We start from the raw sequence: 25,442 nt of genomic DNA, 5'->3' as shown, positions 1-25,442 counted from the left end.
CGAGTCGTCAGGAAAGGAGCCCGTCCCCGGGCAGCGGGCGGTACACCGTGAGCGCCTCGGGCAGCTTCTCGAGCGTCAGGTCGCCCTCCGTCTCCGTCAGTTCGCCGTCGAAGGCCATCAGCGTGCCCGGCGCGACCCCGGACAGGCGCAGCCGGCTCACCTGCACCGCCGCGTGGGCGGGGGAGCGGGTCAGCGGACCGGCCAGGGCCGCGGACAGCAGCCGCAGGGCCGGCCTCCGGCCGCCGTGCACCACCCGCACGTCCAGCTGCCCGTCCGCCATGTCGAGGCGGCGGCCGGAGGCGATGCCCCTGCGGTGGTACGTGCCGTTGCCCGCGAACAGCATCCACAGCGGGCGCCGGCGGCCGCGTACCTCGGCCTCCAGCGGGTGCCGGTCGGCGCGCAGCACCCGTACGGCCGCGACCACCCCGGCCGGCCAGCCGCCGATCCGGGGAGACCAGCGCTCCCGCTCGCGCACCAGTTCCGGGTAGACGCCGAGGCTGAAGGTGTTCAGGAAGACACCGTGCTGCCCGCCGGAGGCGAACCGGCCCACGTCCACGCGCACGCCCTCGCCCCGCTCCAGCGCCCGGCACAGGTCCCGCACGTCCTCCACACCGAGGTCGTAGGCGAAGTGGTTGAGCGTGCCGCCGGGCAGCACCGCGAGCGGCAGCCCGTGGCGGACCGCGATCTCGGCCGCGGCGTTCACGGTGCCGTCGCCGCCGCACACACCGAGCACCCGGGCGTGTTCCGCCGCCTTCTCCAGCTCCGCCCGGACGTCCTCCGGCTCGCACTCCACCACCTCCGCGTCGGGCAGCGCGTCGCACAGCGCCCGCACCCGGTCCGAGGTGCCCGAGCCGATGTTGGCCACCATGACGAGACCCTCGCCACCGGGCAGCGCCGGGACCTCGGCGCGCGGCCGGGCCGGCGGGGTGAGCTGGGCGCGCGTCGGCACCATGCCCCGTACGGCGAACGCGGCCCCCGCCCCGAGCACCGCACCGGCCACCACGTCGCTCGGGTAGTGGACGCCGGTGTAGACCCGGGAGAGGGCGACCGCGGCGGCCACCGGGGCCACCGCCGCGCCCCACGCCGGGGACTCCAGCGCGACGCCGGTCGCGAAAGCGGCGGCCGACGCGGCGTGCCCCGACGGGAAGGACGTCGTGATCGGCTGCCGCTTCAGCTGCCGCACCAGCGGCACCGGGTCGAGGACGGGACGGGTGCGGCGGACCGACCGCTTGCCGAGGGTGTTGATCGTCAGCGAGGCCAGGCTCAGCGACGCGAGGCCCCGGGCGGCGGCACGGCGAGCCCTCGGGGTGCGGGTCGCGGCCAGCGCGGCGCCCGCCGCGAACCACAGCACCCCGTGGTTGGCGCTACGGCTCAGCCGGGGCAGCAGGGGGTCGGCGCCGGGCCAGGTACGGGCGGCGACGGCCACGAACACACGCTGGTCCAGCCGCAGGAAACCGTTGCGGACCGGATGCGGGCCGGGCGTCAGGGCGGTGAGGTCTACGTCGGGGCTCATGCCTCCCGCCTACCCCGCGGAACGCGTTTCCTGCGGGTGGCGCGCCCCACGTACCCGAGCCCCGGCCGCGGAGGACGAAAACGGTTTGCCCGGGGCGTGCCCGGAGCCGCACAATCCGGTCCCATGGGTCATCTAGAAGCCGCGCACCTGGAGTACTACCTCCCCGACGGGAGGGCGCTCCTCGGCGACGCGTCCTTCCGGGTGGGGGAGGGGGCCGTCGTGGCCCTCGTCGGACCCAACGGAGCGGGCAAGACCACCCTGCTGCGCCTGCTGTCCGGCGAGCTGAAACCGCACGGTGGCACGGTCACCGTCGGCGGCGGCCTCGGAGTGATGCGGCAGTTCGTGGGCTCCGTCCGGGACGAGACGACCGTACGCGACCTGCTGGTGTCCGTGGCCTCCCCCCGCATCCGCGAGGCCGCGCGCGCCGTCGACGCCGCCGAGCACGGCATTCTGACGGTCGACGACGAGGCCGCCCAGATGCGCTACGCGCAGGCGCTCGCCGACTGGGCCGAGGCACAGGGGTACGAGGCCGAGACCCTCTGGGACATCTGCACCACGGCCGCGCTGGGCGTGCCGTACGACAAGGCCCAGTGGCGGCAGGTGAGCACCCTGTCCGGCGGCGAGCAGAAGCGGCTGGTGCTGGAGGCGCTGCTGCGCGGCACCGACGAGGTGCTGCTGCTCGACGAGCCGGACAACTACCTCGACGTACCCGGCAAGCGCTGGCTGGAGGAGCGGCTGAAGGAGACCCGCAAGACGGTGCTCTTCGTCTCCCACGACCGGGAACTGCTCGCCCGCGCCGCCCAGAAGATCGTCTCCCTGGAGCCCGGCCCCGCGGGCGCCGACGCCTGGGTGCACGGCGGCGGCTTCGCCACCTTCCACGACGCCCGGCGCGAGCGCTTCGCCCGCTTCGAGGAACTGCGCCGCCGCTGGGACGAGAAGCACGCCCAACTGAAGAAACTGGTGCTGACACTGCGTCAGGCCGCCGCGGTCAGCCACGACATGGCCTCCCGCTACGCCGCCGCCCAGACCCGGCTGCGCAAGTTCGAGGAGGCCGGTCCGCCGCCCGAGCCGCCGCGCGAGCAGGACATCCGGATGCGCCTGAAGGGCGGCCGCACCGGCGTCCGCGCCGTCACCTGCGAGCAACTGGAACTCACCGGCCTGATGAAACCCTTCGACCTGGAGGTCTTCTACGGCGAACGGGTCGCCGTCCTCGGCTCCAACGGCTCCGGCAAGTCGCACTTCCTGCGCCTGCTCGCCGGCGACGACGTGGCCCACACCGGGAACTGGAAGCTCGGGGCGCGCGTGGTGCCCGGACACTTCGCGCAGACCCACGCCCACCCGGAGCTGCTGGGCCGCACGCTCCTGGACATCCTGTGGACCGAGCACGCCCAGGACCGAGGCGCCGCCATGTCCAGGCTGCGCCGCTACGAACTGACCCAGCAGGCCGAGCAGACCTTCGAGCGGCTCTCCGGCGGCCAGCAGGCCCGCTTCCAGATCCTCCTGCTGGAACTCCAGGGCGTCACCGCCCTGCTGCTCGACGAGCCGACCGACAACCTCGACCTGGAATCGGCCGAAGCCCTCCAGGAGGGCCTGGAGGGCTTCGAGGGCACGGTCCTCGCGGTCACCCACGACCGCTGGTTCGCCCGCTCCTTCGACCGGTACCTCGTCTTCGGCAGCGACGGACGCGTCCGCGAGACGACGGAGCCGGTCTGGGACGAACGGCGGGTGGAGCGGGCCCGCTGACGCCCACCCGCACCACCCGGAGGTCACTTCCAGCGCAGCAGCGCCCCCAGGCCGCCCACCGGCGCCTTCTGAGCCGCCTCGGACGGCAGGGCCGGCGTCACCGAGATCGCGGGGGCGCCGGTCATCACCGCCGAGCGCAACAGGGCGTCGTCCGCGCGGGCCGACCAGGAGTTCTGCTCGCCGAGCGTCTTCAGCTCCGTACGGCGCACCGCCAGCTGGTCGGCGTCCTCGCCGATCCACACCTCGCGGTGGGTGTCGGGGGCGTCCGGGATGACCAGCAGCTCGTCGATGCGGTGCTCCCGGGCCGCCTCGACCAGCGCGGGCACGCCCTCCGCGGCACCGGCCCGGCCCTCGCCGTCCGGCGTGCGGGCGGCCAGGAAACGGTCCAGGTCCTCCCGCGCGCGCGAGCGCACATGGTCTTCCCGCAGGCCCTCCACCTCGTCGTCCAGCAGCCTGCTGCCGGCGCCGCGCGAGGCCTCGGCGATCCGGTCCTGCAGCCGCTTGGGGAGCCGCTCGTGCACGGACCGCCGCTCCCGGTCGTCACCCACCAGGATCAGCAGATCGGCGCCCGTCTCCTCCTGGCACACGGCGAGCGCGTCCGCGATCTCCGCCGCGTTGTGCTCCCAGGTGTTCTCCACCCGCAGCTGGAAGTGGCGCTCGGACCAGTCGACGGTGCTCGTGCGGTGCACCGGCCACTGCCGGCCGGTCACGCCGCCCGCGTCCGAGCTGCCCAGCGCACTGCGCAGCTCGAAGTCGGCGCCCTTGCGGTCGACGTAGGCCACCACGCACACCGGGTCCTCACCGGCCAGGTCCAGCAGCGGTGCCACGTGCGGCAGCGGCGCCCAGTCGGCGGTGGTCCCGCCGTACGGGGGCCTGGCCAGCGGCGGATCGAGGACCACCTGCCCGGCGCACGCGAACAGCGCCCGCCCGTGGGGGTCGGTGGCGTGGCGCAACTCCTCCACCGCCTCCTTCACGGCCCGGCAGGTCGCGTCGTCCGCGCCCTGCTCCGCCAGCTCCCGGGCCACCGCGGCGGCCGTCAGCTCACGTTCGTGGGGGGTGTCCTCCGTGTGCCGGGAGAGATCGACGTACACGGAGGCCCAAGGCCCCTGATGCTCATAGAGGGGATGCAGAAACGCGAGATCCATGGCTCCCTCCCGGGGTGCCGCTCGGGGGTGGTAGTGCTCCGGGGGCGGGTACCCGGACCGCATGAACGAACACGACACGCGTGACGACACCACGACCGGCGGCGTGGACCCCGGCCGCCTGGACGACCAACAGCTCATGAAGGAGCTGGAGACCATCCACCGCACGCGCCACGACACCCTGCTGTACGGGTCGAACGACGCGCTGCGGGCCCACAACGACCGGATGGCGCAGCTGGAGGGCGAGTGGCTGCGCCGCAACCCCCGGCGCCCGGTCGCCGCGGGCCGCACCCGCGAGGGCGCCCGGGAACGGGGCTGCGGGGAGGGCACCACCCCCGGCGGCTGACCGCGCCGCCCGGGCACGCGTGGGCCCCGGGCACGCGTGGGCCCCGGACACACGTGAGCCCCGGACACGCGTGGCCCGGCCCTCCGGCGCGATCGGGGCGCACCGGCGAGCCGGGCCCGGCGAGAGGCCCGCGCCCCGTTTCTCAGCCGCCCGCCTTGGCGAACTCCGCGAGGAAGGTCTCGCAGAACGCCTTGAGATCGTCCGGCTTGCGGCTGGTGATCAGCACGTTGCCGCCGTGGTCGCAGACCTTCACCTGTTCGTCGACCCAGGTGGCCCCGGCATTGCGCAGGTCGGTCCGCAGACTGGGCCACGAGGTCACGACCCGGCCGCGTACGACGTCCGCCTCGACGAGCGTCCACGGCGCGTGGCAGATCGCGGCCACCGGCCGGCCCTGCTCGAAGAAGTCCCTGACGAACGCCACGGCCTTCTCGTCCATCCGCAGGAAGTCCGGATTGGCCACGCCGCCGGGCAGGACCAGCCCGCCGAACGAATCGGCCGACGTGTCGCCGACCGCCTCGTCCACCGGGAACGTGTCCGCCTTGTCGAGGTGGTTGAAGCCCTGGACCTCACCGGATTGCGTGGAGACGAGCACGGGCTCGTGGCCCGCGTCCTTCGCCGCCTGCCAGGGCTCGGTCAGTTCGACCTGCTCCACGCCCTCGGGCGCGGTCAGAAACGCGATGCGCATGTGATTCGGATTCCTTTCCTGGCGCGTCGGCCGGTGTCGCCGCCCGGCGCGCGTGAGTCGTTCGGCCGCGGGGGAGGCGCGGCGCGTCTCAGCCGCCGCCCCGGGCGTCCGGTTCCGCGCGGCTGATGTCGGCGAGCGCCGACGAGGGGTCCCGGGCCTCGGCCAGATCGCCGAGGCTCACCATCCCGACCGGCAGCCCGTCCTCCACGACCGGCAGCCGCCGTACGGCGTGCTCGCGCATCAGCGCCACCACATCCGCGACCGGGTCGTCCGGGGAGACCGTCAGCGGGTCGTGGGTGCAGATCGCCCGGACGCCCACCCCCATCGGGTCGAGGCCCTCCGCCACCGCCCGCACCGCGATGTCGCGGTCGGTGAGCAGACCCACGACCTCCTGTCCGTCCGCGACCACCACGTCGCCGATGTTCTGCGTGCGCATCAGCTGCGCCGCCTCGACGAGGGAGGAGTCCGGACGGACGGCGGTCACGCCCGGCGTCATGACGTCCCGCACGTACTCGGCCGTGTGCTCGGCCATCGGAGCCATCGAAGGCCCGCCCTTTCCAGCGCCTAGGCGCCCTGCGTCCCGGTGGGTCCGGACCCGCCGTTCTCGGTCAGGGCCACCGCCAGTTCCTGGACGTTGTCGTAGCGCGCCTTGTGCGGCAGCCGCTCCAGCCCCTCGACGAGGGCGTCGGGCGCGTGGCCGCGGCGCAGCGCCCGGGTCAGTTCCCGCGGGCTCGCGGGGAAGGTGCCCCGGGTCAGGTTCCGGGCCAGTTCGAGCCGGAGGGCTTCCAGATACGTCGGTCCGCGGCCCGGTGTCACCGGTCCGTAGGTGACGTCCGGGTCGTCCTCGGCAGCAGGTTCCGGGTCGTGCCACTCCTCGGTACGGGTGGGGTGCCCGGACCTGAGCAGACCCTGCAGTTCGTGCTTCATCTCGTCGTCGCGGTGGACGCTCATCCGGTCACTGCCTCGCTGCATGTCTCCCTCCAGGTCCTTCAGGGGTGCCGACCGCGTACCCGGACACCGAAGGCCGACACGGATTCATCCGGACGGGTCCGGTCCGATTTCCCCGGGCACGCTGCGTGCCTCCGCGTGCACCGCGGGTTTGCCCGGCGGGCCCGGGGAACCCGGCTCTCGCCACCACCCCCCACGCCCACCCCTTATCGGGAAGGACGGATCATGGCGGTGCTGCTCGCTGTGTTCATCCCGGTCCTCATGCTCGGCGTGGTGCTGGCCCTCGGCCGCTACGAGGAACTGATGCTGCCCGACACCGCGGCCCCGCCCGACGACGCCGACGTGGCCGCGCGAACAGATCAGTAATCGAGAAGCGAGCTCCAACGTGCTCCGTCTAGCGTGTCCCTGCTGACCCGCTCGACAGAGGGAGACACCGATGAGCAGCGCCAGGAGAACGGACCAGCAGGCGGCCGCACCGCATGTCGCGGACAGCCACGACCTGATCCGTGTGCACGGTGCCCGCGAGAACAATCTCAAGGACGTCAGCATCGAGATCCCCAAGCGCCGGCTGACGGTGTTCACCGGCGTCTCCGGCTCGGGCAAGAGCTCACTGGTGTTCAACACGATCGCCGCCGAGTCGCAGCGGCTGATCAACGAGACCTACAGCGCCTTCGTACAGGGCTTCATGCCGACGCTGGCCCGGCCCGAGGTCGACGTCCTCGACGGCCTGACCACCGCGATCATCGTGGACCAGCAGCGGATGGGCGCCGACCCCCGCTCCACGGTCGGCACCGCCACCGACGCCAACGCCATGCTGCGCATCCTCTTCAGTCGGCTCGGGGACCCGCACATCGGACCGCCCAGCGCCTACTCCTTCAACACCGCCTCCGTCCGGGCGAGCGGCGCGATCACCGTCGAGCGCGGCAACAAGAAGGCGGTCAAGGCGACCTACGAGCGCACCGGCGGCATGTGCACCAACTGCGAGGGCCGGGGCAAGGTCTCCGACATCGACCTCTCCCAGCTCTACGACGACTCCAAGTCGCTCGCCGAGGGCGCCTTCACGATCCCCGGCTGGAAGTCCGACAGCCAGTGGACCGTGCAGGTCTACGCCCAGTCCGGCTTCGTGGACCCGGACAAGCCGATCCGCGAGTACACCGAGAAGGAACTGCGGGACTTCCTCTACGGCGAGCCGGTCAAGGTGAAGGTCAGCGGCGTCAATCTCACCTACGAAGGACTGATCCCGAAGATCCAGAAGTCGTTCCTGTCCAAGGACAAGGAGGCGATGCAGCCGCACATCCGGGCGTTCGTGGAGCGGGCCGTCACCTTCACCACCTGCCCCGAGTGCGACGGAACCCGGCTCAGCGAGGGCGCCCGGTCGTCGAGGATCGGGAAGATCAGCATCGCCGACGCCTGCGCGATGGAGATCCGCGACCTGGCCGAGTGGGTCCGCGCTCTCGACGACCCGTCGGTGGCGCCGCTGCTCACCGCGTTGCGGGACACCCTCGACTCGTTCGTGGAGATCGGCCTCGGCTATCTCTCGCTCGACCGTCCGGCGGGCACCCTGTCGGGCGGCGAGGCGCAGCGCGTGAAGATGATCCGCCACCTCGGCTCGTCCCTCACCGACACCACGTACGTCTTCGACGAGCCCACCATCGGCCTCCACCCCCACGACATCCAGCGCATGAACGACCTGCTGCTGCGGCTGCGGGACAAGGGCAACACGGTGCTGGTCGTCGAGCACAAGCCGGAGACGATCGCGATCGCCGACCACGTCGTCGACCTCGGCCCCGGCGCCGGCACGGCGGGCGGCACCGTCTGCTTCGAGGGCACCGTCGAGGGGCTGCGGGCCGGCGACACCGTCACCGGCCGCCACCTCGACGACCGGGCCCAGCTCAAGGAGACGGTCCGCGAGCCCACCGGGACGCTGGAGATCCGCGACGCCACGACGCACAACCTCCAGGGCGTAGACGTCGACGTTCCGCTCGGCGTGCTCTGCGTGGTCACCGGCGTGGCGGGCTCCGGCAAGAGCTCCCTGATCCACGGCTCGGTCCCGGCCGGCGCGGACGTCGTATCGGTCGACCAGAGCCCCATCAAGGGCTCCCGGCGGAGCAACCCGGCCACGTACACCGGGCTGCTCGACCCGATCCGCAAGGCCTTCGCCAAGGCCAACGGCGTCAAGCCCGCCCTGTTCAGCGCCAACTCCGAGGGCGCCTGCCCCACCTGCAACGGCGCCGGTGTCATCTACACCGACCTGGCGATGATGGACGGCGTCGCCACGCCCTGCGAGGACTGCGAGGGCAAGCGGTTCCAGCCCTCGGTACTGGAGTACCGCCTCGGTGGCCGCGACATCAGCGAGGTCCTCGCCATGTCGGTGGCACAGGCGGAGGAGTTCTTCGGCACCGGCGAGGCCCGCACCCCGGCCGCGCACAAGATCCTCGACCGGCTCGCCGACGTCGGGCTCGGCTACCTCACCCTCGGCCAGCCGCTCACCACCCTGTCCGGCGGGGAGCGCCAGCGGCTCAAGCTGGCCACCCACATGGGCGACAAGGGCGGCGTCTACGTACTCGACGAGCCGACCACCGGCCTGCACCTCGCCGACGTCGAGCAACTGCTCGGCCTGCTCGACCGCCTCGTCGACGCCGGCAAGTCGGTCATCGTCATCGAGCACCACCAGGCGGTCATGGCGCACGCCGACTGGATCATCGACCTCGGCCCCGGCGCCGGCCACGACGGCGGCCGGATCGTCTTCGAGGGCACCCCGGCCGACCTCGTCGCCGACCGCTCCACCCTCACCGGCGAGCACCTCGCGGCGTACGTCGGCGCCTGACCGCGAACGAACCCACGGCGCCGGTACCGGGAGCCCCCGGCGTCGTGGGATCGTGGTGGGGTGACGACCTTGGAGGACCTGGTCCGGCTGCGCCGGGCCCGCGACCTGATGGACCGCGAGTACGCCGAGCCGCTCGACGTGCCGGCGCTGGCGCGCGTCGCCCTCATGTCGGCGGGCCACTTCTCCCGCAGCTTCCGCGCCGCCTACGGGGAGACGCCGTACAACTACCTGATGACGCGCCGGATCGAGCGGGCCAAGGCATTGCTGCGGCGCGGCGACCTGTCCGTCACGGAGGTCTGCTTCGAGGTCGGCTGTACCTCGCTGGGGTCGTTCAGCTCGCGGTTCACCGAACTGGTCGGTGAGAGCCCGAGCGCGTACCGGGCCCGCGACCACGCCGACGGCGCCGACATCCCGGCCTGCGTCGCCAAGATCTACACGCGACCGGTCAGGAACGGAGAAGCGAAGCCCACGCCCCCGCCCGTAGCGTGAGACGCATGGACATCAACCTCTCGCAGTGCTTCATCGCCGTCGACGACCACGACAAGGCGCTCGCCTTCTACCGCGACGTACTCGGACTGGAGGTCCGCAACGACGTCGGGTTCGAGGGCATGCGCTGGGTGACCGTCGGCTCCCCGGCCCAGCCCGGCGTGGACATCGTCCTCGAACCCCCGCTCGCGGACCCGAACGCCTCGGCCGCCGGCAAGGAGGCCATGGCCGAGCTGCTGGCGAAGGGACTGCTGCGCGGCGTCATCTTCACCACCGAGGACGTCGACGCCACCTTCGAACGCGTCCGGGCCGCGGGCGCCGAGGTCCTCCAGGAGCCGGTCGACCAGCCCTACGGCGTCCGCGACTGCGCCTTCCGCGACCCCTCCGGCAACATGCTGCGCTTCAACCAGCCGCGCAAGGGATGACCGCCGCTGCCGCGGTCACCCCTTCTCCCGCCCCGGCAGAAACTCCTGCACCTTCGCCTTGAACCCCTGCTTGACCATGGACCCCCGGTCCGCGTCGCCCTTGAGGATGGAGGCGGCCGTCGCCTCCATCTGCTCCCAGGTGGCGTGCGGCGGGATCGGGGGCACGGCGGGGTCGGTGAGGAACTCGAGCACCGCCGGGCCGTCCGCCGCGAGGCCCGCCCGCCAGGCCGCCTCCACCTCGTCCGGCTTCTCCACCCGGATCCCGGTCAGGCCCAGCGAGCGGGCGAAGTCGGCGTAGCGCACGTCCGGGAGCGACTGCGAGGGCAGGAAGGACGGCGCGCCCTCCATGGCCCGCATCTCCCAGGTGACCTGATTGAGGTCCCGGTTGTTCCAGACGGCCACGATCAGCCGCGGGTCCTCCCACAGGTCGCGGTACTTCGCCGCCGTGATCATCTCCGCCAGCCCGTTCATCTGCATCGCGCCGTCCCCGACCAGGGCGATCACGGGCCGGCCCGGGTGGGCGAACTTCGCGCCGATCGCGTACGGCACCCCGCAGCCCATGGTGGCCAGCGTGCCGGACAGCGAGCCGCGCATCCCGGGCCGCATGGTCAGGTGCCGGGCGTACCAGTTCGCCGTCGAACCCGAGTCGGAGGTGACGATCGCGTCGTCGGGCAGCATCGGGTCCAGGGCGGCGGCCACGTACTCCGGGTTGATCGGATCGGCCTCCAGCCCGGCCCGCCGCCCCATGACCCCGCGCCAGCGCGTCACGTTGTCGCACACCGTGTCGTACCACTCGCGCCCCCGGCCGCCCTCGACCAGCGGGATCAGCCGGTCCAGGGTGGCCTTCGCGTCGCCGACGAGGTTCACCTCGTACGGATAGCGCATCCCGATCATGTGCGGGTCGATGTCGATCTGCACGCCCCGCGCCTTGCCGAACTCCGGCAGGAACTGCGAGTACGGGAACGAGGACCCGATGGTCAGCAGGGTGTCGCAGTCCCGCATCAGCTCGTACGAGGGGCGCGTACCGAGCAGACCGATCGAGCCGGTGACGTACGGCAGTTCGTCGCTGATCACGTCCTTGCCGAGCAGCGCCTTGGCCACGCCCGCGCCGAGCATCTCCGCGAGCGTCTCCACCTGCTGCCGGGCCCCGGCCGCGCCCTGACCGACCAGGACCGCCACCTTGTCGCCGGAGTTGAGCACCTCGGCCGCCCGCCGCACGGACTCGTCGGACGGGACCGCCGTCCAGGAGCCACGGTCCAGGCTGGACGGCACCATCTTGAACTCGTGGGTGGGCGGCGCGTAGTCCAGCTCCTGCACGTCGCCGGGGATGATGACCGCCGTCGGACAGCGACGCGCGTACGCGGTGCGGATCGCCCGGTCCAGCACGTTCGGCAGCTGCTCCGGGACCGTCACCGTCTCCACGAACTCGGAGGCGACGTCCTTGTACAGCGTGTGCAGGTCCACTTCCTGCTGGTAGGAGCCGCCCATCGCGGTCCGGTGGGTCTGCCCGACGATGGCCAGCACCGGAACGTGGTCGAGCTTGGCGTCGTACAGCCCGTTGAGCAGATGGATCGCGCCCGGCCCCGAGGTCGCCGCGCACACGCCCAGACGGCCGCTGAACTTGGCGTACCCGACCGCCTGGAACGCGGACATCTCCTCGTGCCGGGACTGCACGAACCTCGGCCGGTCGTCGGCGCGTCCCCAGGCGGCGAGCAGGCCGTTGATCCCGTCGCCCGGGTAGCCGAAGACCTGCTCGACACCCCATTCGCGCAGCCGCTGCAGGACGTGGTCGGACACCTTGGTGCTCATGTAACGGACCTCCCGGACCGATGAGGGCGATGTCGGCGGCAAGCGGTACGGGTGACCCCGGCTCGGCCCGGAAAACATCCGGGTGTTTGACCCGGGGGTCAGGGGGCAGGCGCAGACTCAGTGCTTCGGACAGGAGGCACGTCCGTGGGAGCGGCGCGACGCCGCCCCGGATGCGTCCGTCCGGGCCGGACGCCCTCCCACGGTGACCGCCCGACCCCAAGGGCCGTGTTGTCGTACCGGTGCCGGCCGCTCCGCGCGCCGGAGGTTCCGTGAACCCCGGCGCCGTCCGCCCCGGCCGCGCCGTCCGGGCCATCGCCCGGCGCGACGACAGGACCCCGCGCTCCGAGGGAGTTGCGACGCACCATGCCGATCCACGCCAGCGTGAAGCACCCGCACGACGACGCCCCCGACACCGCCGACGCCTTCCGCCGACTCACCACCCTTCCCGACGGCCCGGAACGCGACGCGGTCCGCGACCGGATCGTCGAGGCCTGGCTCCCCATGGCCGAACGGCTCGCCGGGCGGTTCCGCAGCCGCGGTGAGAGCTACGAGGACCTGCGCCAGGTCGCGGCGCTCGGCCTGGTCAAGGCCGTCGACCGGTACGACCCCGAGCGCGGCAACGCCTTCGAGAGCTACGCCGTGCCGACGATCACCGGCGAGATCAAGCGCCACTTCCGCGACCACATGTGGACCCTGCACGTGCCGCGCCGGGTCCAGGACCTGCGCAACCGCGTGCGCTTCGCCGGCCAGGACCTGTCCCAGACCATCTCGGGGCGCAGGCCCACCGTCACCGAGATCGCCGAGCACGCCGATCTGAGCGAGGAGGACGTCCGGATCGGCCTGGAAGCCCTGGAGAGCTTCACGGCCCTGTCCCTGGACGCCGAGCTCCCCGGCAGCGAGGACGGCTACTCACTCGGCGACGCCCTCGGGGCCTCCGACCCGGCCCTCGACACCGTCGTCGACCGCGAGGCCGTCAAGGACCGCCTCGCCGCCCTGCCCGAGCGGGAACGCGCCATCCTTTACATGCGCTTCTTCGACGACATGACCCAGAGCCGCATCGCCGAACAGCTCGGTATCTCCCAGATGCACGTCTCCCGCCTGATCAGCCGGTGCTGCGACCGGGTGCGGGAACAGGTACTCCGGGACCCGGCGGCCTGAGCCCGGGGCCGGCCCCCCGCGCTCCCGCCCACGGCGCCGCGGTCACGCCCCGAGGCGGAGATCCGTGACGGCCACGGGTGGGCCGAAACCTCGCTCTCACCCGCTCGGGGGTCCCGTTCCCGCGAACGGCGCACGGTGGCGCGCGGACCCGCCGCGGGCGGGCTGTGATGGCCGAGGGGGCGCGAGTGCCGTGCCCCGCAGCCGTCGCTCGAAGGAGCCCACCCCATGCGCCGCACCGCCCGCGCCCTGTCCGCCGCCGTCCTGGCCGGTGCCGCCCTCGGCGTCCCGGCGTGGCCTGTCTCGGCCGATCCCGGCGTTCCCCAGCCGCCCGCCGGCACCGGTGCGCCCGCCGCGGAGGTCAGCCCAGCAGGCGTCACCCCGGGCGGCACCGTCACCGTCTCCGTCTCCTGCGCCTCGACCGGCGGGTCCGCGCCGGCCACCCTCGACGCCACCTCACCGGCCTTCGACGAGGGCACCGTCGCGCTGCGCAAGGTGGACGGCGACGACGGGGCGACGTCCACAACCGCCTACCGGGGCACCGCGCGCATAGCCGCCGCCGAGGACTTCGAGACCGACCCGGAGGCGGAGGGCTCCGAGGACGCGTGGACCGTCGACGGCGCCTGCCCCGAGGAGTCCGGCGGCGAGGGCGATCCCTGGAGCGCGACGATGACCGTGCCGGAGGAGGAGGGCGGGGCCGTCGCACCGCCCTGCCCCGAGCCGACACATGCCGGTCAGCACGGCGAGCAGTGCGGCGGAACCAAGCCGGTGTGCCCGGAGACGACCGCCCCGCACGGCGAGACCGCCGAGCGGGGCACGTCCTGCACGACGAAGCCGCCCTGCCCCGAGCCCGCCGCACAGGGCAAGTCCTGCGGCGGCGCGACCGCGGAGCACGGGGTGCGGGCGGGCGCGGGCGGGTCCTTCACCGACTCGATGCCCGCCCTGGTCGCCGGCGGCGCCCTGATCGCGGGCGCGTTCGGCGCGGCGGCGCATCGGCTGCGGCTCCGTCTGCGCGGGGGCGCCGAGCACCGCTGACCCGCACCGCCGCCGGTCCGCGTGTGATCCGCGACCGGGGTCACAGCCATGGCAGGGCGGCACGATGGGTACTTGGTGCAACGACCGAGGAAAGAGCACCCGGCCGGGCGGCGACGGGACACGGCACCACGGACTGCGCGGAGGCACGCATGCGGCGGACGGACCCCGAAGACCATGACTCTGCGGGGCATGGCTCCGAAGGGCGTGACGCCGTAGCGCATGACTCGGATAGGCACGGCTCCGTAGGGCGTGGCGCCGTAGGGCATGGCGCCGTGGGGCATGGCCCCGGGGGACACGATCCCGAAAGGCACGACTCCGTCCGGCACGATTCCGTAGGGCACGGCCCCGTCCGGCACGGCTCCGTAGGACACGACCCCGTGGGGCACGGTCCCGTCCGGTACGGCCCGCACCTTCCCGACGACGGTCTGCCCGTGCTGCCCGAACTGTCCGCCGTACTCGCCGCCGCCGCGGGCCGCGGCCACGACGAACCGGCGGGCGGCGCCCCGCCCCTCCTGGACGCCGCCTGCGGCTACTGGGACCGGCGCGGCCTGCCCACCGAGCCCGGCCACGTGGCCGCCGCCCCCGGCGCCAACGCCCTGCTGCTCGCGCTGACCGCCGCGCTCGGCGGCGACGTCCTGGTGCCCCGCCCCTGCGCCGCCTGGTGGGCGCCGTACGCGCGGCTGCTGGGCAGACCCGTCTTCCACGTGCCGACCCCGGCCGAGTCCGGCGGCGTCCCCGACCCGTACGCCCTCCTGGAAACCGTTCGCCGGGTCCGCGCCGAGGGCGGCGACCCCCGCCTGCTCGTGCTGTCCGTCGCCGACGACCCCACCGGGACCGTCGCGCCGCCCGAACTGCTGCACGAGACCGTCGAGGCCGCCGCCGACGAGGGACTGCACCTGGTCAGCGACGAGACCTGGCGGGACACCCTGCACGACGCGCACGCCACCGTGCTGCTCAGCCCCGCCGAGATGCTGCCCGAACGGGTCACCGTCGTCACCGACCTGGCCGGCGCGCTGCTGCCGCCGGGCTGGCCGGCCGCCGTCGCCCGCTTCCCCGCGTCCGCCGCCGGGGACGGCCTGCACGCGCGCGTGCTCGACGTGCTCACCGCGCTCGGCGCCAACGTCGCCGCGCCCGTCGCCGCCGCGGCCGGGTACGCGCTCGCCGAACCCGAGCCGGTCACCGCCCGCCGCTCCGCCGCCGTACGCCTGCACGCGCGCGTGGCCGCCGCCGTGCACGCCGCCGTCGTCGCCGCGGGCGCCACCGCCCGGCCCCCGCAGGCCGGCCGCCACCTCTACGCCGACCTCGGTCCGCTGCGCGACGCGCTCGGCGCCCAGGGCGTCGGCGACGCCCAGGAACTGGAGGACTTCCTCACCGCCCGGCTCGGCATGCCCGCCCCCGGCGGCCACCGCTTCGGCGACGACCTCGCGGCTCTGCGCGTGCGGCTCGCCACCGGCCCACTGCTCGACGGCGGCACCGATGAGCAGCGCGCGGAATGTCTCACGTTCCCCGACCCGTTGGAACTGCCACACGTGCAACGCGCGTTGATCGGTCTGAAGTCGGTCTTCGACGATCTCCGCGACGCTCAGCGATGGGAGCCTCCTCGATGACGCAGCAGCCCCGGTCGACCACGCGCACGTCCACGCCCACGTCCACGGCTACGTCCACCGAGGACACCGACGCGCCACCGTCCTCGTCCCCCTCGTCCCCCTCGTCCTCCTCGGCCCCCTCGTACCCGCCGCTCGCCGAGCCCCGGCCGATGGCCGAACACCGGGTGTGGCCGCGGACCTTCCACGACCGGCTGACCGCGCCGCTCCCCGGCCTGAAGGCCTTCGCCAGATTCGCCCGCGAGGGCGCGGTGAGACCCGGCCCCGAGGGGCTCGCCGACATCCCCCGGCTGCCCTACGCCCCCGGCCCGCTGCCCCGCGTGGACGCGCACACCGTCGCCGTCACCTGGGCGGGACACGCCAGTTGGGTGGTGCGCATCGGCGGGCTCACCGTCCTCACCGACCCGGTCTGGTCGCGCCGCATCCTCGGCACCCCGGCCCGCGTCACCCCCGTCGGCGTCCCCTGGAGCGCCCTGCCCCGGGTGGACGCGGTCGTCATCAGCCACAACCACTACGACCACCTGGACGCCCCCACCCTGCGCAGGCTCCCGCGCGACACCCCCGTCTTCGCCCCGGCCGGGCTCGGCCGCTGGTTCCACCGCCGCCGCTTCACCCGCGTCACCGAGCTGGACTGGTGGGAGGCCGCGAAACTGGACGGCGTCCGCTTCGACTTCGTACCGGCCCACCACTGGTCCAAGCGCAGCCTCACCGACACCTGCCGCACCCTGTGGGGCGGCTGGGTCCTCACCGACCCCGACGGCCGGCGCGTGTACTTCGCCGGTGACACCGGGTACGGCCACTGGTTCACCCGCATCGGCCGCCGCTACCCCGGCATCGACCTCGCCCTGCTCCCCATCGGGGCCTACGACCCACGCTGGTGGCTGAGCGACGTGCACTGCGACCCGGAGGAGGCGGTGCGGGCCGCCCAGGACGTGGGCGCCCGCCGGATGGCGCCGATGCACTGGGGGACGTTCGTCCTGTCCGCGGAACCGGTACTGGAACCGCTCACGCGCGTACGCGCCGCCTGGCAGCGGGCGGGCCTGTCCCGGGAGCACCTGTGGGACCTCCCGGTCGGCGGCTCCCGCGTGCTGGAGTGACCGGGGCCGGCCGCCCGGCGACCTGGTGCCGCGCGGGCAGGGCCTACGCCTTCGCCGGCCCCCGGAACCGTCGCCACACGCTCGGCGCCCCGCTGACCAGTACCGTCAGCGCGATCGCCGCGGCCACGCCCTCCCACGGCTTGCTGAACAGGGCGCCGCTCAGGACGCCGATCAGCTGGTACGTCACCGCCCAGGCCAGGCAGGCCGGAAGGTTGCCCCGGGCGAACCGGCGCAGTGGCCACTCGGCCAGCAGGCAGGCCAGCATCACCGGTATCCGCCCCGCCGGCACCAGCCGGGACAGCACGAGCACCGCGACATCGTGCTCGGCGAGCTTGTCCTGGGCCTGCTCCAGCCGGTCCTCGGGTGCCCGGGACCGGATCGCCTCCAGCCAGCGCGAGCCGTTCTTCGAGCCGACGCCCCGCCGCCCCAGCCAGTACAGCGCCATGTCCCCGCAGAACGCGGCCAGCGACGCCGTCGCGAACACCATCAGCATCGAGAACGGCAGGGTCTGGTGCATCGCGACCACGGCCGCCGAACTCACCAGCGCGCCCGTCGGCACCACCGGTACCAGCGCCCCGATCAGCACCAGCAGGAACAGCGAGGGATAACCGAACGCCTGCTGGGTCGGCTCGGTCGGGATACTCGTCACGGCGGCGCCCAGCCAGTTCACCGCGCGACCTCCACCCGCACGCTCTCGCCGTGCGCCAGCCGGTGCACCGCCACACCCGGCGCGCGCAGCGCCGACAGGCGCACGAACTCGTCCCCCGGCGTGTGGAACTCGTGGGGGCGCACGGCGTCCATCCCGATCGGCCAGTACGTGCCGTAGTGCACCGGCACCGCCGTGCGCGGCGCCAGCCGGGCCAGCGCCTCGGCGGCCCGCCCCGCGTCCAGGTGCTCCGCGCCCAGGTACGGCCCCCAGCCGCCCACCGGCAGCAGCGCCGCGTCGACCGGCCCGACCTCCTTCTCCATGCCGTCGAACAGACCGGTGTCCCCGGCGAAGTACGTCCGTGCCTCACCCTCGACGACATAGCCGAGCGCGGGGGAGCGGTGCCGTCCGACGGGCAGCCGCCGCCCGTCGTGCCGTGCCGGCACCGCCCGTATCCGCAGGTCCCCGACGGTCGCCTCGTCGCCGGGCGCCACCTCGGTCAGCTCCAGGTGCCCGAGTCGGCGCAGTCCCGGCACCCCCCGTCGTGCGCCCCGGGGCACGAGCAGGCGCGTGCCCGGCGCGAGCCGCGCGAGCGACGGCACATGCAGGTGGTCGGCGTGCAGGTGCGAGACGAGCGCCACGTCCGCGCGCCAGGCGTCCGGCGGCGGCAGCGCGCCCCGTCTGCGGCGCAGATGGGCGAGTCTGCGGACGAACAGAGGATCGGTGAGCACACGGATGTCCGAGTCCTCGACCGTGCAGGTGGCGTGACCCCACCACGTGAGCTCCACCGGCACCTCTTTGCCTCCTTCGCGCGACTCCCCGAAGCCTACGTCCAGGAGTAGGGTCGGCGGCGAAAACGGGAGGTGAGGGGGACCCCATGGGGCTGGTGCGGGTGACGGCGATCGCGAGTCTGACGCCGCTGGAGCAGTTGGACGACGATCCCTTCCTGGTCGACTCCCGCAGCCAGCACGCCATGTGCGCCCGCTGGGCCGCGGAGAACGGATACGTCGTCGCCAGAGAACTGCTGGTACGCGGCCTGCGACCCGACCACGACGCCCTGTGGGACGGCGTCCGCCCCGGACACGACCTGTTCGTGGCGCCCAGCCGCCGGGTGCTCGAGAGCGCGCTGTCGTCGGTGGAGGAGTTCACCGCGGAGTGCGCGCGGCGCGGCGTCCGGATCGAGACGGTCGGCCACGCCGAACCGTCCTACGACGCCGGGATGAAGGCGTGCGTCCACCGCAGACTGTCGATGCCGACGGCGGGGTACGACGGCCGCTGACCCCGGCCACGGGGTGTGAACCGGACCCGGGGGGACAAACGGGTGCTCCGGACCGTTGTGACAGGGTGGGGCAGGCCCGTGCCGACGACGGGCCGGGACGTGAGGTGTGCGGAGCGTGGGTGGAGGGCGTTGGCGCCGGGTCGCCAGTCAGATGGGGCGGAGTGTCGCGGTGTGGGCCGTGTCCACCCTCACCATGCTCGTGCTCGCCGGGATCCTGCCGGACTTCCGGCTCCAGTCGCCCGACGGCGACAGCGCGACCGACATCGCCATGACCGCCGCGGTCGGCGCCGGCGCCTTCGGCCTGCTGTCCGCCCTGGTGTGGCCGCTGATGGTCCGGCTGCTCCTCTTGGTGCCGGCGCTGGTTCTGGGGCTGCTGGTCTTCTTCCTCAACGGCGGGCTGCTGCTCCTCGCGATCGACGTGAACCCGGCGGGGCGCGGCGGCGTAGCCCCGGAGACGGCGGTCGTGGTGGCCGCCGTCATGTCCGCCGTCGCCTCCGCCACCGGCGGTGCCCTGGTCGTGCGCGACGACGACGCCTACCGGCGCCGGCTCTACCGGCTCGCCGACCGCCGCCGCAGATCCGGCCCGCCCTGTCCGTCCGGCCCCGGCACCCTCTTCCTGCAACTGGACGGCGTCGGCCACGACGTCCTGCTGGCCGCCGCCGACAGCGGCGCCATGCCCACCGTCGCCCGCTGGCTCGGCCGTGACGGCACCTCCGCGACCCACCGGCTCGCCCTGTGGCGCACCGACTGGTCCAGCCAGACCGGCGCCAGCCAGCTCGGCATCCTGCACGGCTCCAACCACGACGTCCCCGCCTTCCGCTGGTTCGAGAAGGACAGCGGCGAGGTCGTGGTCTGCAACCGCCCGACCAGTGCCGCCCAACTCCAGCACCGCGCCGTCAAGCACACCGGCGACGGCGGCCTGCTCAGCTTCGACGGCGCCAGCCGCGGCAACCTCTTCGGCGGCGGCGCCGACGAGCAGGCCCTCGTGCTCTCCATCGCCACCCGCCGCCGCAGCCGGGAGACACGGTCCAGGTCCGGCTACTTCGCCTACTTCTCCGACCCGGCCAACGCCGTCCGCACCGCGATGTCCTTCGTCGCCGAGGTGGGCCGCGAGATCGGCCAGTCCACCCGCGCGCGCGTGCACAAGGTCCGCCCGCGCGTCTCCCGCGGCGGCCTCTACCCCTTCGTCCGGGCCTTCGCGACCGTCGTCGAACGGGACGTCGTGGTCGCCGCGGTGATGGGCGACATGCTCGCCGGCCGCACCGCCGTCTACGCCGACCTGGTGGCGTACGACGAGGTGGCGCACCACTCCGGGCCGGGCAGCCGGGACGCCGCGAAGGTCCTCCAGCGGCTCGACCGGTCCCTCGCGCTGATCGAGAAGGTCGCCGAGCACGCGCCCCGCAAGTACCGGATCGTCGTCCTGTCCGACCACGGCCAGAGCCCCGGCGAGACCTTCCGCGCCCGCTACGGCCTCACTCTCGGCGACCTGGTGCGGGCCGGCTGCGGACTGCCCGTGCCGCGCCGGGCCCAGCGCACCCGCAGCGGCGCCGAGGCGCGCAACACCGTACGGGCCGCCCTGCACCGGCCGGTCGAGGAGGGCGCCGAGCAGCAGCGCCCCGCCGACACCCCCACCGGCCGCCGCTCGGAGCCGATCGTGCTGGCCTCCGGCAACCTGGGCCTGGTCTCCTTCCCGGACGTGCGTCACCGGATGACGCGGGAGGAGATCGACGCGCGCCACCCCGCCCTGCTGGCGACCCTCGCCAACCATCCCGGCGTCGGCTTCCTGCTGGTCGACAGCGAGCGCGGCGGTCTCGTGCTCGGCGCGCGCGGCGCGGAGATCCCGTTGGACCGGCTCGACGAGGAGCCCGGCCCGCTCGCGCCCTTCGGACCCGGCGCCGCCGACGCCGTGCGCCGCACGCACTCCTTCCCGCACACCGCCGACATCATGGTCAACTCCTTCCACGACCCGGCGGACGGCGAGGTCCTCGCCTTCGAGGAGCAGATCGGCTCCCACGGCGGTCTCGGCGGTGCCCAGTCGCGGGCCTTCCTGCTGTCGCCGGTCGTCCTGTCCGCGCCGGTCGCCGAGGGGGCGGAGATAGTCGGCGCGGAGCACGTGCACCGGGTCCTGCGGCGCTGGCTGCGGGAGTCGAACGGCCCGCAGGTGCCCGTGGAGGATTCCCGGTCCGGGGCCGTCGACAGCGCACCTTTTCCGGCCCCGGACGGGGTCGTGCAGGACAAAAGCGCCTGATTTGGAGCCGCGCCGGACCGTGCCCGACCATGGGCGCCGCCCCGGCGATCCCGGGCACCAGTTCCAAGGAAGGCGCACCACCCCATGCACGTCACCGGGACCGTCCCCCCACCGGCTCCGGCGTCGCAGGAGACCCCCGCGGCCCCCGCTCCCGCCCCGGACAACGGCAGGCACGCCCGCCGCTTCGGGCTCCCCGTCGCCACCGCCCTCGTCATGGGCAACATCATCGGCGGCGGCATCTTCCTGCTCCCGGCCTCCGTCGCCCCCTTCGGCACCGTCAGCCTGCTCGCCTTCGGCGTCCTGACCGTCGGCGCCATCGCGCTCGCCCTGGTCTTCGGCCGCCTCGCCGCCCGCGACCCGCGCACCGGCGGCCCCTACGTCTACGCCCGCGAGGCCTTCGGCGACTTCGCCGGCTTCCTCGCCGCCTGGGCGTACTGGATCACCACTTGGGTGTCCAACGCCGCGCTCGCCGTCGCCGCCGTCGGCTACCTCGACGTCCTGATCCCGGTGAACGACCACCGCTGGACGGCGTGCCTGGCCGCGCTCGTCATCCAGTGGCTGCCGGCCCTCGCCAACTTCGCCGGCACCCGCTACGTGGGCGCCGTCCAGCTGGTGTCCACGGTGCTGAAGTTCGCGCCGCTGCTGCTCGTCGCGGTCGGCGGGCTGTTCTTCTTCGACCCGGACAACCTCGGCCCGTTCAACGCGAGCGGCTCCAGCGGCATCGGCGCGGTCTCCGCCGCCGCCGCGATCCTGCTCTTCTCCTACCTCGGCGTGGAATCCGCCGCCGTCAGCGCGGGCGAGGTGAAGGACCCGCGGCGCACGGTCGGCCGGGCCACGGTCATCGGCACCGCGGGCGCCGCCCTCGTCTACCTGCTGGGCACGATCTCCGTCTTCGGCACCGTCTCCCACGACCGCCTGGTGACCTCCACCGCGCCCTTCTCCGACGCCGTGAACGCCATGTTCGGCGGCGCCTGGGGCGGCTGGGCCGTCGCGCTGGCCGCCCTGGTGTCGATGACCGGCTGCCTCAACGGCTGGACCCTGCTCAGCGCCCAGACCCCGTACGCCGCCGCGAAGGACGGCCTCTTCCCGGCCGCGTTCGCGCGCAGGCGGCGCGGCGTGCCCACGGTCGGCGTCGGCGTGACCGTCGTCCTCGCCTCCCTCCTCACCGTCTACAACTACACGTCGGGCTCGGCGAAGGTCTTCGAGGTGCTCGTGCTCGTCACCACCTTCACCGCGACCGTGCCGTACCTGCTGGCGACCGCGGCGCAGATCTTCCACCTGGTCTCCGGACAGGGCGAGAAGGTCGACCGGGCACGGCTGGTGCGGGACGGGGTGATCGCGGCGGTCGCGGCCGCCTTCTCCCTCTGGCTGGTCGCCGGCGCCGGCTACGCGGCGGTGTACCAGGGCGTCCTGTTCCTCTTCGCGGGCGTGCTGGTCTACGCCGTGATGGCGGCCCGCAGGCAGCGGCAGAACGGGCCCGGCGCGCGGTAAATCGGCTGCGCACGGGCCCCGCCCCGCCCACACTGGTCCGGGTCCGCTTCGAACAGCAGCCCGAGGAGCCCCTGCGTGCAGGCCGCCGTCACCGTCACCCCCGCCCGACTCCCGGAACTGCTGCTCGGCCTCGCCACCGTGCGGCCGGTCTTCCTGTGGGGCGCACCCGGCATCGGCAAGTCCTCCCTGGTGAGGAACTTCGCCGACTCGCTGGGCCTGGAGTGCGTGAGCCTGCTCGGCACCCAGCTGGCGCCCGAGGACCTGATCGGCGTACCGCAGATCCGGGACGGGCGGTCGGTGTTCTGCCCGCCCGAGTCCATCGCCCGCGACGAGCCGTACTGCCTGTTCCTGGACGAGCTGAACGCGGCAGGACCCGACGTGCAGAAGGCGTTCTACTCCCTCATCCTCGACCGGCGCATCGGCGACTACGAGCTGCCCAAGGGCTCCATCGTCATCGGCGCCGGCAATCGCGCCACCGACAACGCCCTCGCCCGCCCCATCGCCTCCGCGCTGGTCAACCGCCTCACCCACGTCCACCTGGACGCCTCCGCCAAGGACTGGCTCGTCTGGGCCGGCGAGAACGGCATCCACCCCTGGATCACGGACCACCTCACCGACCGCCCCGACCACCTGTGGTCCAAGCCGCCCAAGACCGAGGAGCCGTTCTCCACCCCGCGCTCCTGGCACATGCTCTCCGACGCCCTGCACTCCTTCGGGCCGGACCTCGACGAGGAGACCCTCAAGGTCCTCGCGCACGGCACGCTGACCCCCGCCCACGCCACCGCCTTCTGCGGCTACGTCAAGATCGTCCGCAGCCGGTTCGGCATCGAGGCGGTCCTCAAGGGCGAGGCCCGCTGGCCGAACCGCCTCCAGGACCGGGACCTGCTCTACTACCTCGCCGAGTCCTTCCGCGGCCGGCTGGTCAAGGAACTGCCCGCGAGCAAGGAGCACATGTCGGCGAACGGCCGCCAGACCGCGTACCGCGCCAAGTCGCTGCTGGTGCAGCTCGCCGAGATCTCCGTCGAGGTCGCCCAGAGCGTCATCGCCTCCGACGCCGACGGCAACCCGGTGCTGCCCGCCTGGTTCCTCGTCGAGGCCGCCCGCGACATGCCCCGGCTGGTGGAGGCCCGGCGATGAGCCCCGCCCGGACCACCAAGGGCAAGAAGAAGCGGGACCTGGCGGCGGAGGCGTTCGAGGCGGGACTGCGGCTGGTCCGCGCCGACCCGTCCCTGAGCGCGGTGGAGTTCACCGTCTGCCGCCGGGAGAAGTGCGCCGTCGCGCCCCGGGGCGGGCTGGTGCGCGTCGACTCCGACGGCGTCGTGCACGCCCACCCGGACCGGCTCACCGAGCCCGCCCTCTGGGCCTGGGCCCTCGCGCACGCCGCGCTCCACCTCGGCTTCGGCCACGTCCCCGCGGCCACGGGCGAGCGCGTCCAGCCGGACGACGCCGACCTCGCCGCACGCTGCGCCGTCGTCAACCGCTTCCTGCTCGGCTTCCGCATCGGCCGCGCCCCGGACGACCTCCCCGCCGCCTACCCCGACGGCGACGAGGAGCGGCTCGCCGCGCGCTGGCGCCGGGACGGGGTGCCGGCCGTGTACGAGCACTGCGGCACCGCGGGCAACGCGGCCGACCTGCTGCTCGTGCCGTGGAACGGCTGGCTCGGGCGGGCCCCCGACTGGCAGACGGCGTTCGCGAGCGCGCTCACCCGGACCGTCTCCACCGCGCTCGACATGGCGGGCGGCCGCCGCGACTCCATGGACGGCGAGGCACCCCGCCTGCGCCCCTGGGAGGAGGCCCTGAGCTGGTTCGTCTCCTCCTACCCGCTCCTCGGCGGCATCGCGTCCGGCATCACCCTCGTCGCCGACGCCGAACTGGCCCGCGCCCACGGCATCTCCGTCGCCGCCGTCGCCGCCGTCGACGCCGAGATCTACGTCAACCCCCTGCGCCGGTACGACGACGAGGAGTGGCGCTTCATCCTGGCTCACGAGATGCTGCACGCCGCCCTGCGCCACGGCGACCGCTGCGGGACCCGCGACCCGTACCTCTTCAACGTCGCCTGCGACTACGTCATCAACGGCTGGCTCGTCGAGATGCAGGTCGGCACCATGCCCGAAGGGCTGCTGCACGACCCCGAGCTGGCCGGCCTGTCCGCCGAGGAGGTCTACGACCGCATCGCCGATGACCTGCGCCGCATGCGCCGCCGCCTGTCCACGCTGCGCGGCAAGGGCGTCGGCGACATCCTGGGCGGCCCGCTCGGCTCACCCCGCGACTACGTCGACCTCGACGGCTTCTACCGACGCGGCCTCGCCCAGGGCCTCGACCTCCACCAGCGGCAGGAGCGCGGCTTCCTGCCCGGCGGCCTGGTCGAGGAGATCCGCGCCCTCAGCCACCCGCCGCTGCCCTGGGACGCCCGCCTTGCCCGCTGGTTCGACGAGTTCGTGCCCCGCCCCGAGCCCGTACGGTCGTACGCGCGCCCCTCGCGGCGTCAGGCGGCCACCCCGGACATCCCGCGCGCCGGAAGATACTTCCCGCCCGAGGAGATCGCCCGCTGCACCTTCGGCGTCGTCCTGGACACCTCCGGCTCGATGGACCGCACCCTGCTCGGCAAGGCGCTCGGCGCCATCGCCTCCTACGCCGAGGCCCGGGACGTGCCCGCCGCCCGGGTGGTGTTCTGCGACGCGGCACCGCACGACGCCGGGTACCTGCCCGTCACGGACATCGCGGGCCGGGTGCGGGTGCACGGCCGGGGCGGCACCGTCCTCCAGCCGGGCATCGACCTGCTGCTGCGCGCCGACGACTTCCCGCCCACCGCGCCGGTCCTCGTCATCACCGACGGCTGGTGCGACGTACTGCGGGTACGGCGCGAGCACGCCTACCTGATTCCGCAGGGGGCGCGGCTGCCGTTCACCGCCCGGGGACCGGTGTTCCGCGTGAGCTGAGCCGGAGTGTGATCGGATGGGGGT

Annotated in this window: 23 protein-coding genes; 15 read left to right on the top strand and 8 right to left on the bottom strand. The window is 73.7% G+C overall.

Annotation, left to right across the window (positions count from 1 at the left end; genetic code table 11):
• Positions 1-7 precede the first annotated feature (7 nt).
• The gene (locus RI578_RS06165) at positions 8-1,513 is read right to left on the bottom strand and encodes a phosphatase PAP2 family protein (RefSeq protein ID WP_310870118.1); all 1,506 of its coding nucleotides are present in this window, start codon (positions 1,511-1,513) and stop codon (positions 8-10) included.
• A gap of 123 nt (positions 1,514-1,636) precedes the next feature.
• Here RI578_RS06165 and RI578_RS06160 point away from each other — a divergent pair, with 123 nt between their 5' ends.
• Positions 1,637-3,256, top strand: coding sequence for an ATP-binding cassette domain-containing protein (locus tag RI578_RS06160; protein ID WP_310870117.1), 1,620 nt, complete (start codon positions 1,637-1,639; stop codon positions 3,254-3,256).
• A gap of 23 nt (positions 3,257-3,279) precedes the next feature.
• Here the strand turns inward: RI578_RS06160 and RI578_RS06155 are convergent, their stop codons facing one another.
• Entirely contained in the window at positions 3,280-4,401 is a 1,122-nt protein-coding gene (locus RI578_RS06155) for a Vms1/Ankzf1 family peptidyl-tRNA hydrolase (protein WP_310870116.1), read from the bottom strand.
• A 61-nt stretch (positions 4,402-4,462) separates the two neighbouring features.
• On the opposite strand from RI578_RS06155, the gene RI578_RS06150 reads away from it, so the two are divergent.
• The gene (locus RI578_RS06150) at positions 4,463-4,744 is read left to right on the top strand and encodes a DUF6158 family protein (RefSeq protein ID WP_310870115.1); all 282 of its coding nucleotides are present in this window, start codon (positions 4,463-4,465) and stop codon (positions 4,742-4,744) included.
• A 142-nt stretch (positions 4,745-4,886) separates the two neighbouring features.
• Here the strand turns inward: RI578_RS06150 and RI578_RS06145 are convergent, their stop codons facing one another.
• The 3 genes from RI578_RS06145 to RI578_RS06135 all read right to left on the bottom strand — a co-directional run bounded on the left by RI578_RS06145 (position 4,887) and on the right by RI578_RS06135 (position 6,401).
• A complete protein-coding gene (locus tag RI578_RS06145) occupies positions 4,887-5,429 on the bottom strand; it encodes a type 1 glutamine amidotransferase domain-containing protein (RefSeq protein ID WP_310870114.1) in 543 nt (180 codons plus the stop codon).
• 88 nt (positions 5,430-5,517) lie between these two features.
• Entirely contained in the window at positions 5,518-5,961 is a 444-nt protein-coding gene (locus tag RI578_RS06140) for a CBS domain-containing protein (protein ID WP_121751074.1), read from the bottom strand.
• 32 nt (positions 5,962-5,993) lie between these two features.
• Positions 5,994-6,401: a DUF2795 domain-containing protein gene (locus tag RI578_RS06135; protein ID WP_121750051.1), complete on the bottom strand. Its 408-nt coding sequence runs from the start codon at positions 6,399-6,401 to the stop codon at positions 5,994-5,996.
• 201 nt (positions 6,402-6,602) lie between these two features.
• Here RI578_RS06135 and RI578_RS06130 point away from each other — a divergent pair, with 201 nt between their 5' ends.
• The 4 genes from RI578_RS06130 (at position 6,603) to RI578_RS06115 (ending at position 10,115) form a co-directional block, all read left to right on the top strand.
• The gene (locus tag RI578_RS06130; RefSeq protein WP_193776610.1) at positions 6,603-6,743 is read left to right on the top strand and encodes a hypothetical protein; all 141 of its coding nucleotides are present in this window, start codon (positions 6,603-6,605) and stop codon (positions 6,741-6,743) included.
• 70 nt (positions 6,744-6,813) lie between these two features.
• Entirely contained in the window at positions 6,814-9,204 is a 2,391-nt protein-coding gene (locus RI578_RS06125; RefSeq protein WP_310870113.1) for an excinuclease ABC subunit UvrA, read from the top strand.
• Between the two features lie 60 nt (positions 9,205-9,264).
• Positions 9,265-9,693, top strand: coding sequence for a helix-turn-helix transcriptional regulator (locus tag RI578_RS06120; protein WP_310870112.1), 429 nt, complete (start codon positions 9,265-9,267; stop codon positions 9,691-9,693).
• A 5-nt stretch (positions 9,694-9,698) separates the two neighbouring features.
• Entirely contained in the window at positions 9,699-10,115 is a 417-nt protein-coding gene (locus RI578_RS06115; RefSeq protein WP_310870111.1) for a VOC family protein, read from the top strand.
• Positions 10,116-10,130: 15 nt separating this feature from the next.
• Here the strand turns inward: RI578_RS06115 and RI578_RS06110 are convergent, their stop codons facing one another.
• On the bottom strand, positions 10,131-11,924 hold the full coding sequence (locus RI578_RS06110) for a thiamine pyrophosphate-requiring protein (protein ID WP_310870110.1): 1,794 nt from the start codon (positions 11,922-11,924) through the stop codon (positions 10,131-10,133).
• Between the two features lie 363 nt (positions 11,925-12,287).
• Here RI578_RS06110 and RI578_RS06105 point away from each other — a divergent pair, with 363 nt between their 5' ends.
• The 4 genes from RI578_RS06105 (at position 12,288) to RI578_RS06090 (ending at position 16,815) form a co-directional block, all read left to right on the top strand.
• Positions 12,288-13,082 carry an RNA polymerase sigma factor SigF gene (locus tag RI578_RS06105; protein ID WP_310870109.1) on the top strand — a complete coding sequence of 265 codons (795 nt, stop codon included), beginning with the start codon at positions 12,288-12,290 and terminating at the stop codon, positions 13,080-13,082.
• A 225-nt stretch (positions 13,083-13,307) separates the two neighbouring features.
• Complete coding sequence (locus tag RI578_RS06100) at positions 13,308-14,114, top strand: hypothetical protein (RefSeq protein WP_310870108.1); 807 nt, start codon at positions 13,308-13,310, stop codon at positions 14,112-14,114.
• 149 nt (positions 14,115-14,263) lie between these two features.
• Entirely contained in the window at positions 14,264-15,721 is a 1,458-nt protein-coding gene (locus RI578_RS06095; protein ID WP_310870107.1) for an aminotransferase class I/II-fold pyridoxal phosphate-dependent enzyme, read from the top strand.
• A complete protein-coding gene (locus RI578_RS06090) occupies positions 15,718-16,815 on the top strand; it encodes an MBL fold metallo-hydrolase (protein ID WP_310870106.1) in 1,098 nt (365 codons plus the stop codon). Before RI578_RS06095 ends, RI578_RS06090 begins: the two co-directional genes overlap by 4 nt.
• Before the next feature lie 43 nt (positions 16,816-16,858).
• Here the strand turns inward: RI578_RS06090 and RI578_RS06085 are convergent, their stop codons facing one another.
• Positions 16,859-17,485, bottom strand: a complete 627-nt coding sequence (locus tag RI578_RS06085) for a VTT domain-containing protein (RefSeq protein ID WP_310870105.1) — start codon at positions 17,483-17,485, stop codon at positions 16,859-16,861.
• The gene (locus tag RI578_RS06080; RefSeq protein ID WP_310870104.1) at positions 17,482-18,255 is read right to left on the bottom strand and encodes an MBL fold metallo-hydrolase; all 774 of its coding nucleotides are present in this window, start codon (positions 18,253-18,255) and stop codon (positions 17,482-17,484) included. The genes RI578_RS06085 and RI578_RS06080 overlap by 4 nt, the downstream gene beginning before the upstream one ends.
• Positions 18,256-18,338: 83 nt before the next feature.
• On the opposite strand from RI578_RS06080, the gene RI578_RS06075 reads away from it, so the two are divergent.
• From RI578_RS06075 to RI578_RS06055, 5 genes are all read left to right on the top strand, one after another.
• Positions 18,339-18,740, top strand: a complete 402-nt coding sequence (locus RI578_RS06075) for a hypothetical protein (protein ID WP_310870103.1) — start codon at positions 18,339-18,341, stop codon at positions 18,738-18,740.
• A gap of 151 nt (positions 18,741-18,891) precedes the next feature.
• Positions 18,892-20,988, top strand: coding sequence for a phage holin family protein (locus RI578_RS06070; RefSeq protein WP_310875683.1), 2,097 nt, complete (start codon positions 18,892-18,894; stop codon positions 20,986-20,988).
• Positions 20,989-21,072: 84 nt separating this feature from the next.
• Positions 21,073-22,479 (top strand): amino acid permease, encoded by a 1,407-nt coding sequence (locus tag RI578_RS06065; protein WP_310870102.1) that lies wholly within the window; start codon positions 21,073-21,075, stop codon positions 22,477-22,479.
• A 75-nt stretch (positions 22,480-22,554) separates the two neighbouring features.
• Positions 22,555-23,616 (top strand): MoxR family ATPase, encoded by a 1,062-nt coding sequence (locus RI578_RS06060; protein WP_310870101.1) that lies wholly within the window; start codon positions 22,555-22,557, stop codon positions 23,614-23,616.
• A complete protein-coding gene (locus RI578_RS06055) occupies positions 23,613-25,418 on the top strand; it encodes a DUF2201 family putative metallopeptidase (protein WP_310870100.1) in 1,806 nt (601 codons plus the stop codon). The genes RI578_RS06060 and RI578_RS06055 overlap by 4 nt, the downstream gene beginning before the upstream one ends.
• Positions 25,419-25,442: the final 24 nt, after the last annotated feature.

It is taken from the genome of Streptomyces sp. BB1-1-1 (assembly GCF_031597775.1).
In the GTDB taxonomy this organism is placed as follows: domain Bacteria; phylum Actinomycetota; class Actinomycetes; order Streptomycetales; family Streptomycetaceae; genus Streptomyces; species Streptomyces thinghirensis.
The sequence above is the reverse complement of the archived record's forward strand: the minus strand, read 5'-3'. Positions and strand labels throughout refer to the sequence as shown.

Excerpts from the sequence above, each read along its gene's own strand:
- RI578_RS06165 (WP_310870118.1), bottom strand. The coding sequence starts at position 1,513 with ATGAGCCCCGACGTAGACCTCACCGCCCTGACGCCCGGCCCGCATCCG.
- RI578_RS06160 (WP_310870117.1), top strand. The coding sequence starts at position 1,637 with ATGGGTCATCTAGAAGCCGCGCACCTGGAGTACTACCTCCCCGACGGG.
- RI578_RS06155 (WP_310870116.1), bottom strand. The coding sequence starts at position 4,401 with ATGGATCTCGCGTTTCTGCATCCCCTCTATGAGCATCAGGGGCCTTGG.
- RI578_RS06150 (WP_310870115.1), top strand. The coding sequence starts at position 4,463 with ATGAACGAACACGACACGCGTGACGACACCACGACCGGCGGCGTGGAC.
- RI578_RS06145 (WP_310870114.1), bottom strand. The coding sequence starts at position 5,429 with ATGCGCATCGCGTTTCTGACCGCGCCCGAGGGCGTGGAGCAGGTCGAA.
- RI578_RS06140 (WP_121751074.1), bottom strand. The coding sequence starts at position 5,961 with ATGGCCGAGCACACGGCCGAGTACGTGCGGGACGTCATGACGCCGGGC.
- RI578_RS06135 (WP_121750051.1), bottom strand. The coding sequence starts at position 6,401 with ATGCAGCGAGGCAGTGACCGGATGAGCGTCCACCGCGACGACGAGATG.
- RI578_RS06130 (WP_193776610.1), top strand. The coding sequence starts at position 6,603 with ATGGCGGTGCTGCTCGCTGTGTTCATCCCGGTCCTCATGCTCGGCGTG.
- RI578_RS06125 (WP_310870113.1), top strand. The coding sequence starts at position 6,814 with ATGAGCAGCGCCAGGAGAACGGACCAGCAGGCGGCCGCACCGCATGTC.
- RI578_RS06115 (WP_310870111.1), top strand. The coding sequence starts at position 9,699 with ATGGACATCAACCTCTCGCAGTGCTTCATCGCCGTCGACGACCACGAC.
- RI578_RS06110 (WP_310870110.1), bottom strand. The coding sequence starts at position 11,924 with ATGAGCACCAAGGTGTCCGACCACGTCCTGCAGCGGCTGCGCGAATGG.
- RI578_RS06105 (WP_310870109.1), top strand. The coding sequence starts at position 12,288 with ATGCCGATCCACGCCAGCGTGAAGCACCCGCACGACGACGCCCCCGAC.
- RI578_RS06100 (WP_310870108.1), top strand. The coding sequence starts at position 13,308 with ATGCGCCGCACCGCCCGCGCCCTGTCCGCCGCCGTCCTGGCCGGTGCC.
- RI578_RS06095 (WP_310870107.1), top strand. The coding sequence starts at position 14,264 with ATGCGGCGGACGGACCCCGAAGACCATGACTCTGCGGGGCATGGCTCC.
- RI578_RS06090 (WP_310870106.1), top strand. The coding sequence starts at position 15,718 with ATGACGCAGCAGCCCCGGTCGACCACGCGCACGTCCACGCCCACGTCC.
- RI578_RS06075 (WP_310870103.1), top strand. The coding sequence starts at position 18,339 with ATGGGGCTGGTGCGGGTGACGGCGATCGCGAGTCTGACGCCGCTGGAG.
- RI578_RS06070 (WP_310875683.1), top strand. The coding sequence starts at position 18,892 with ATGGGGCGGAGTGTCGCGGTGTGGGCCGTGTCCACCCTCACCATGCTC.
- RI578_RS06065 (WP_310870102.1), top strand. The coding sequence starts at position 21,073 with ATGCACGTCACCGGGACCGTCCCCCCACCGGCTCCGGCGTCGCAGGAG.
- RI578_RS06055 (WP_310870100.1), top strand. The coding sequence starts at position 23,613 with ATGAGCCCCGCCCGGACCACCAAGGGCAAGAAGAAGCGGGACCTGGCG.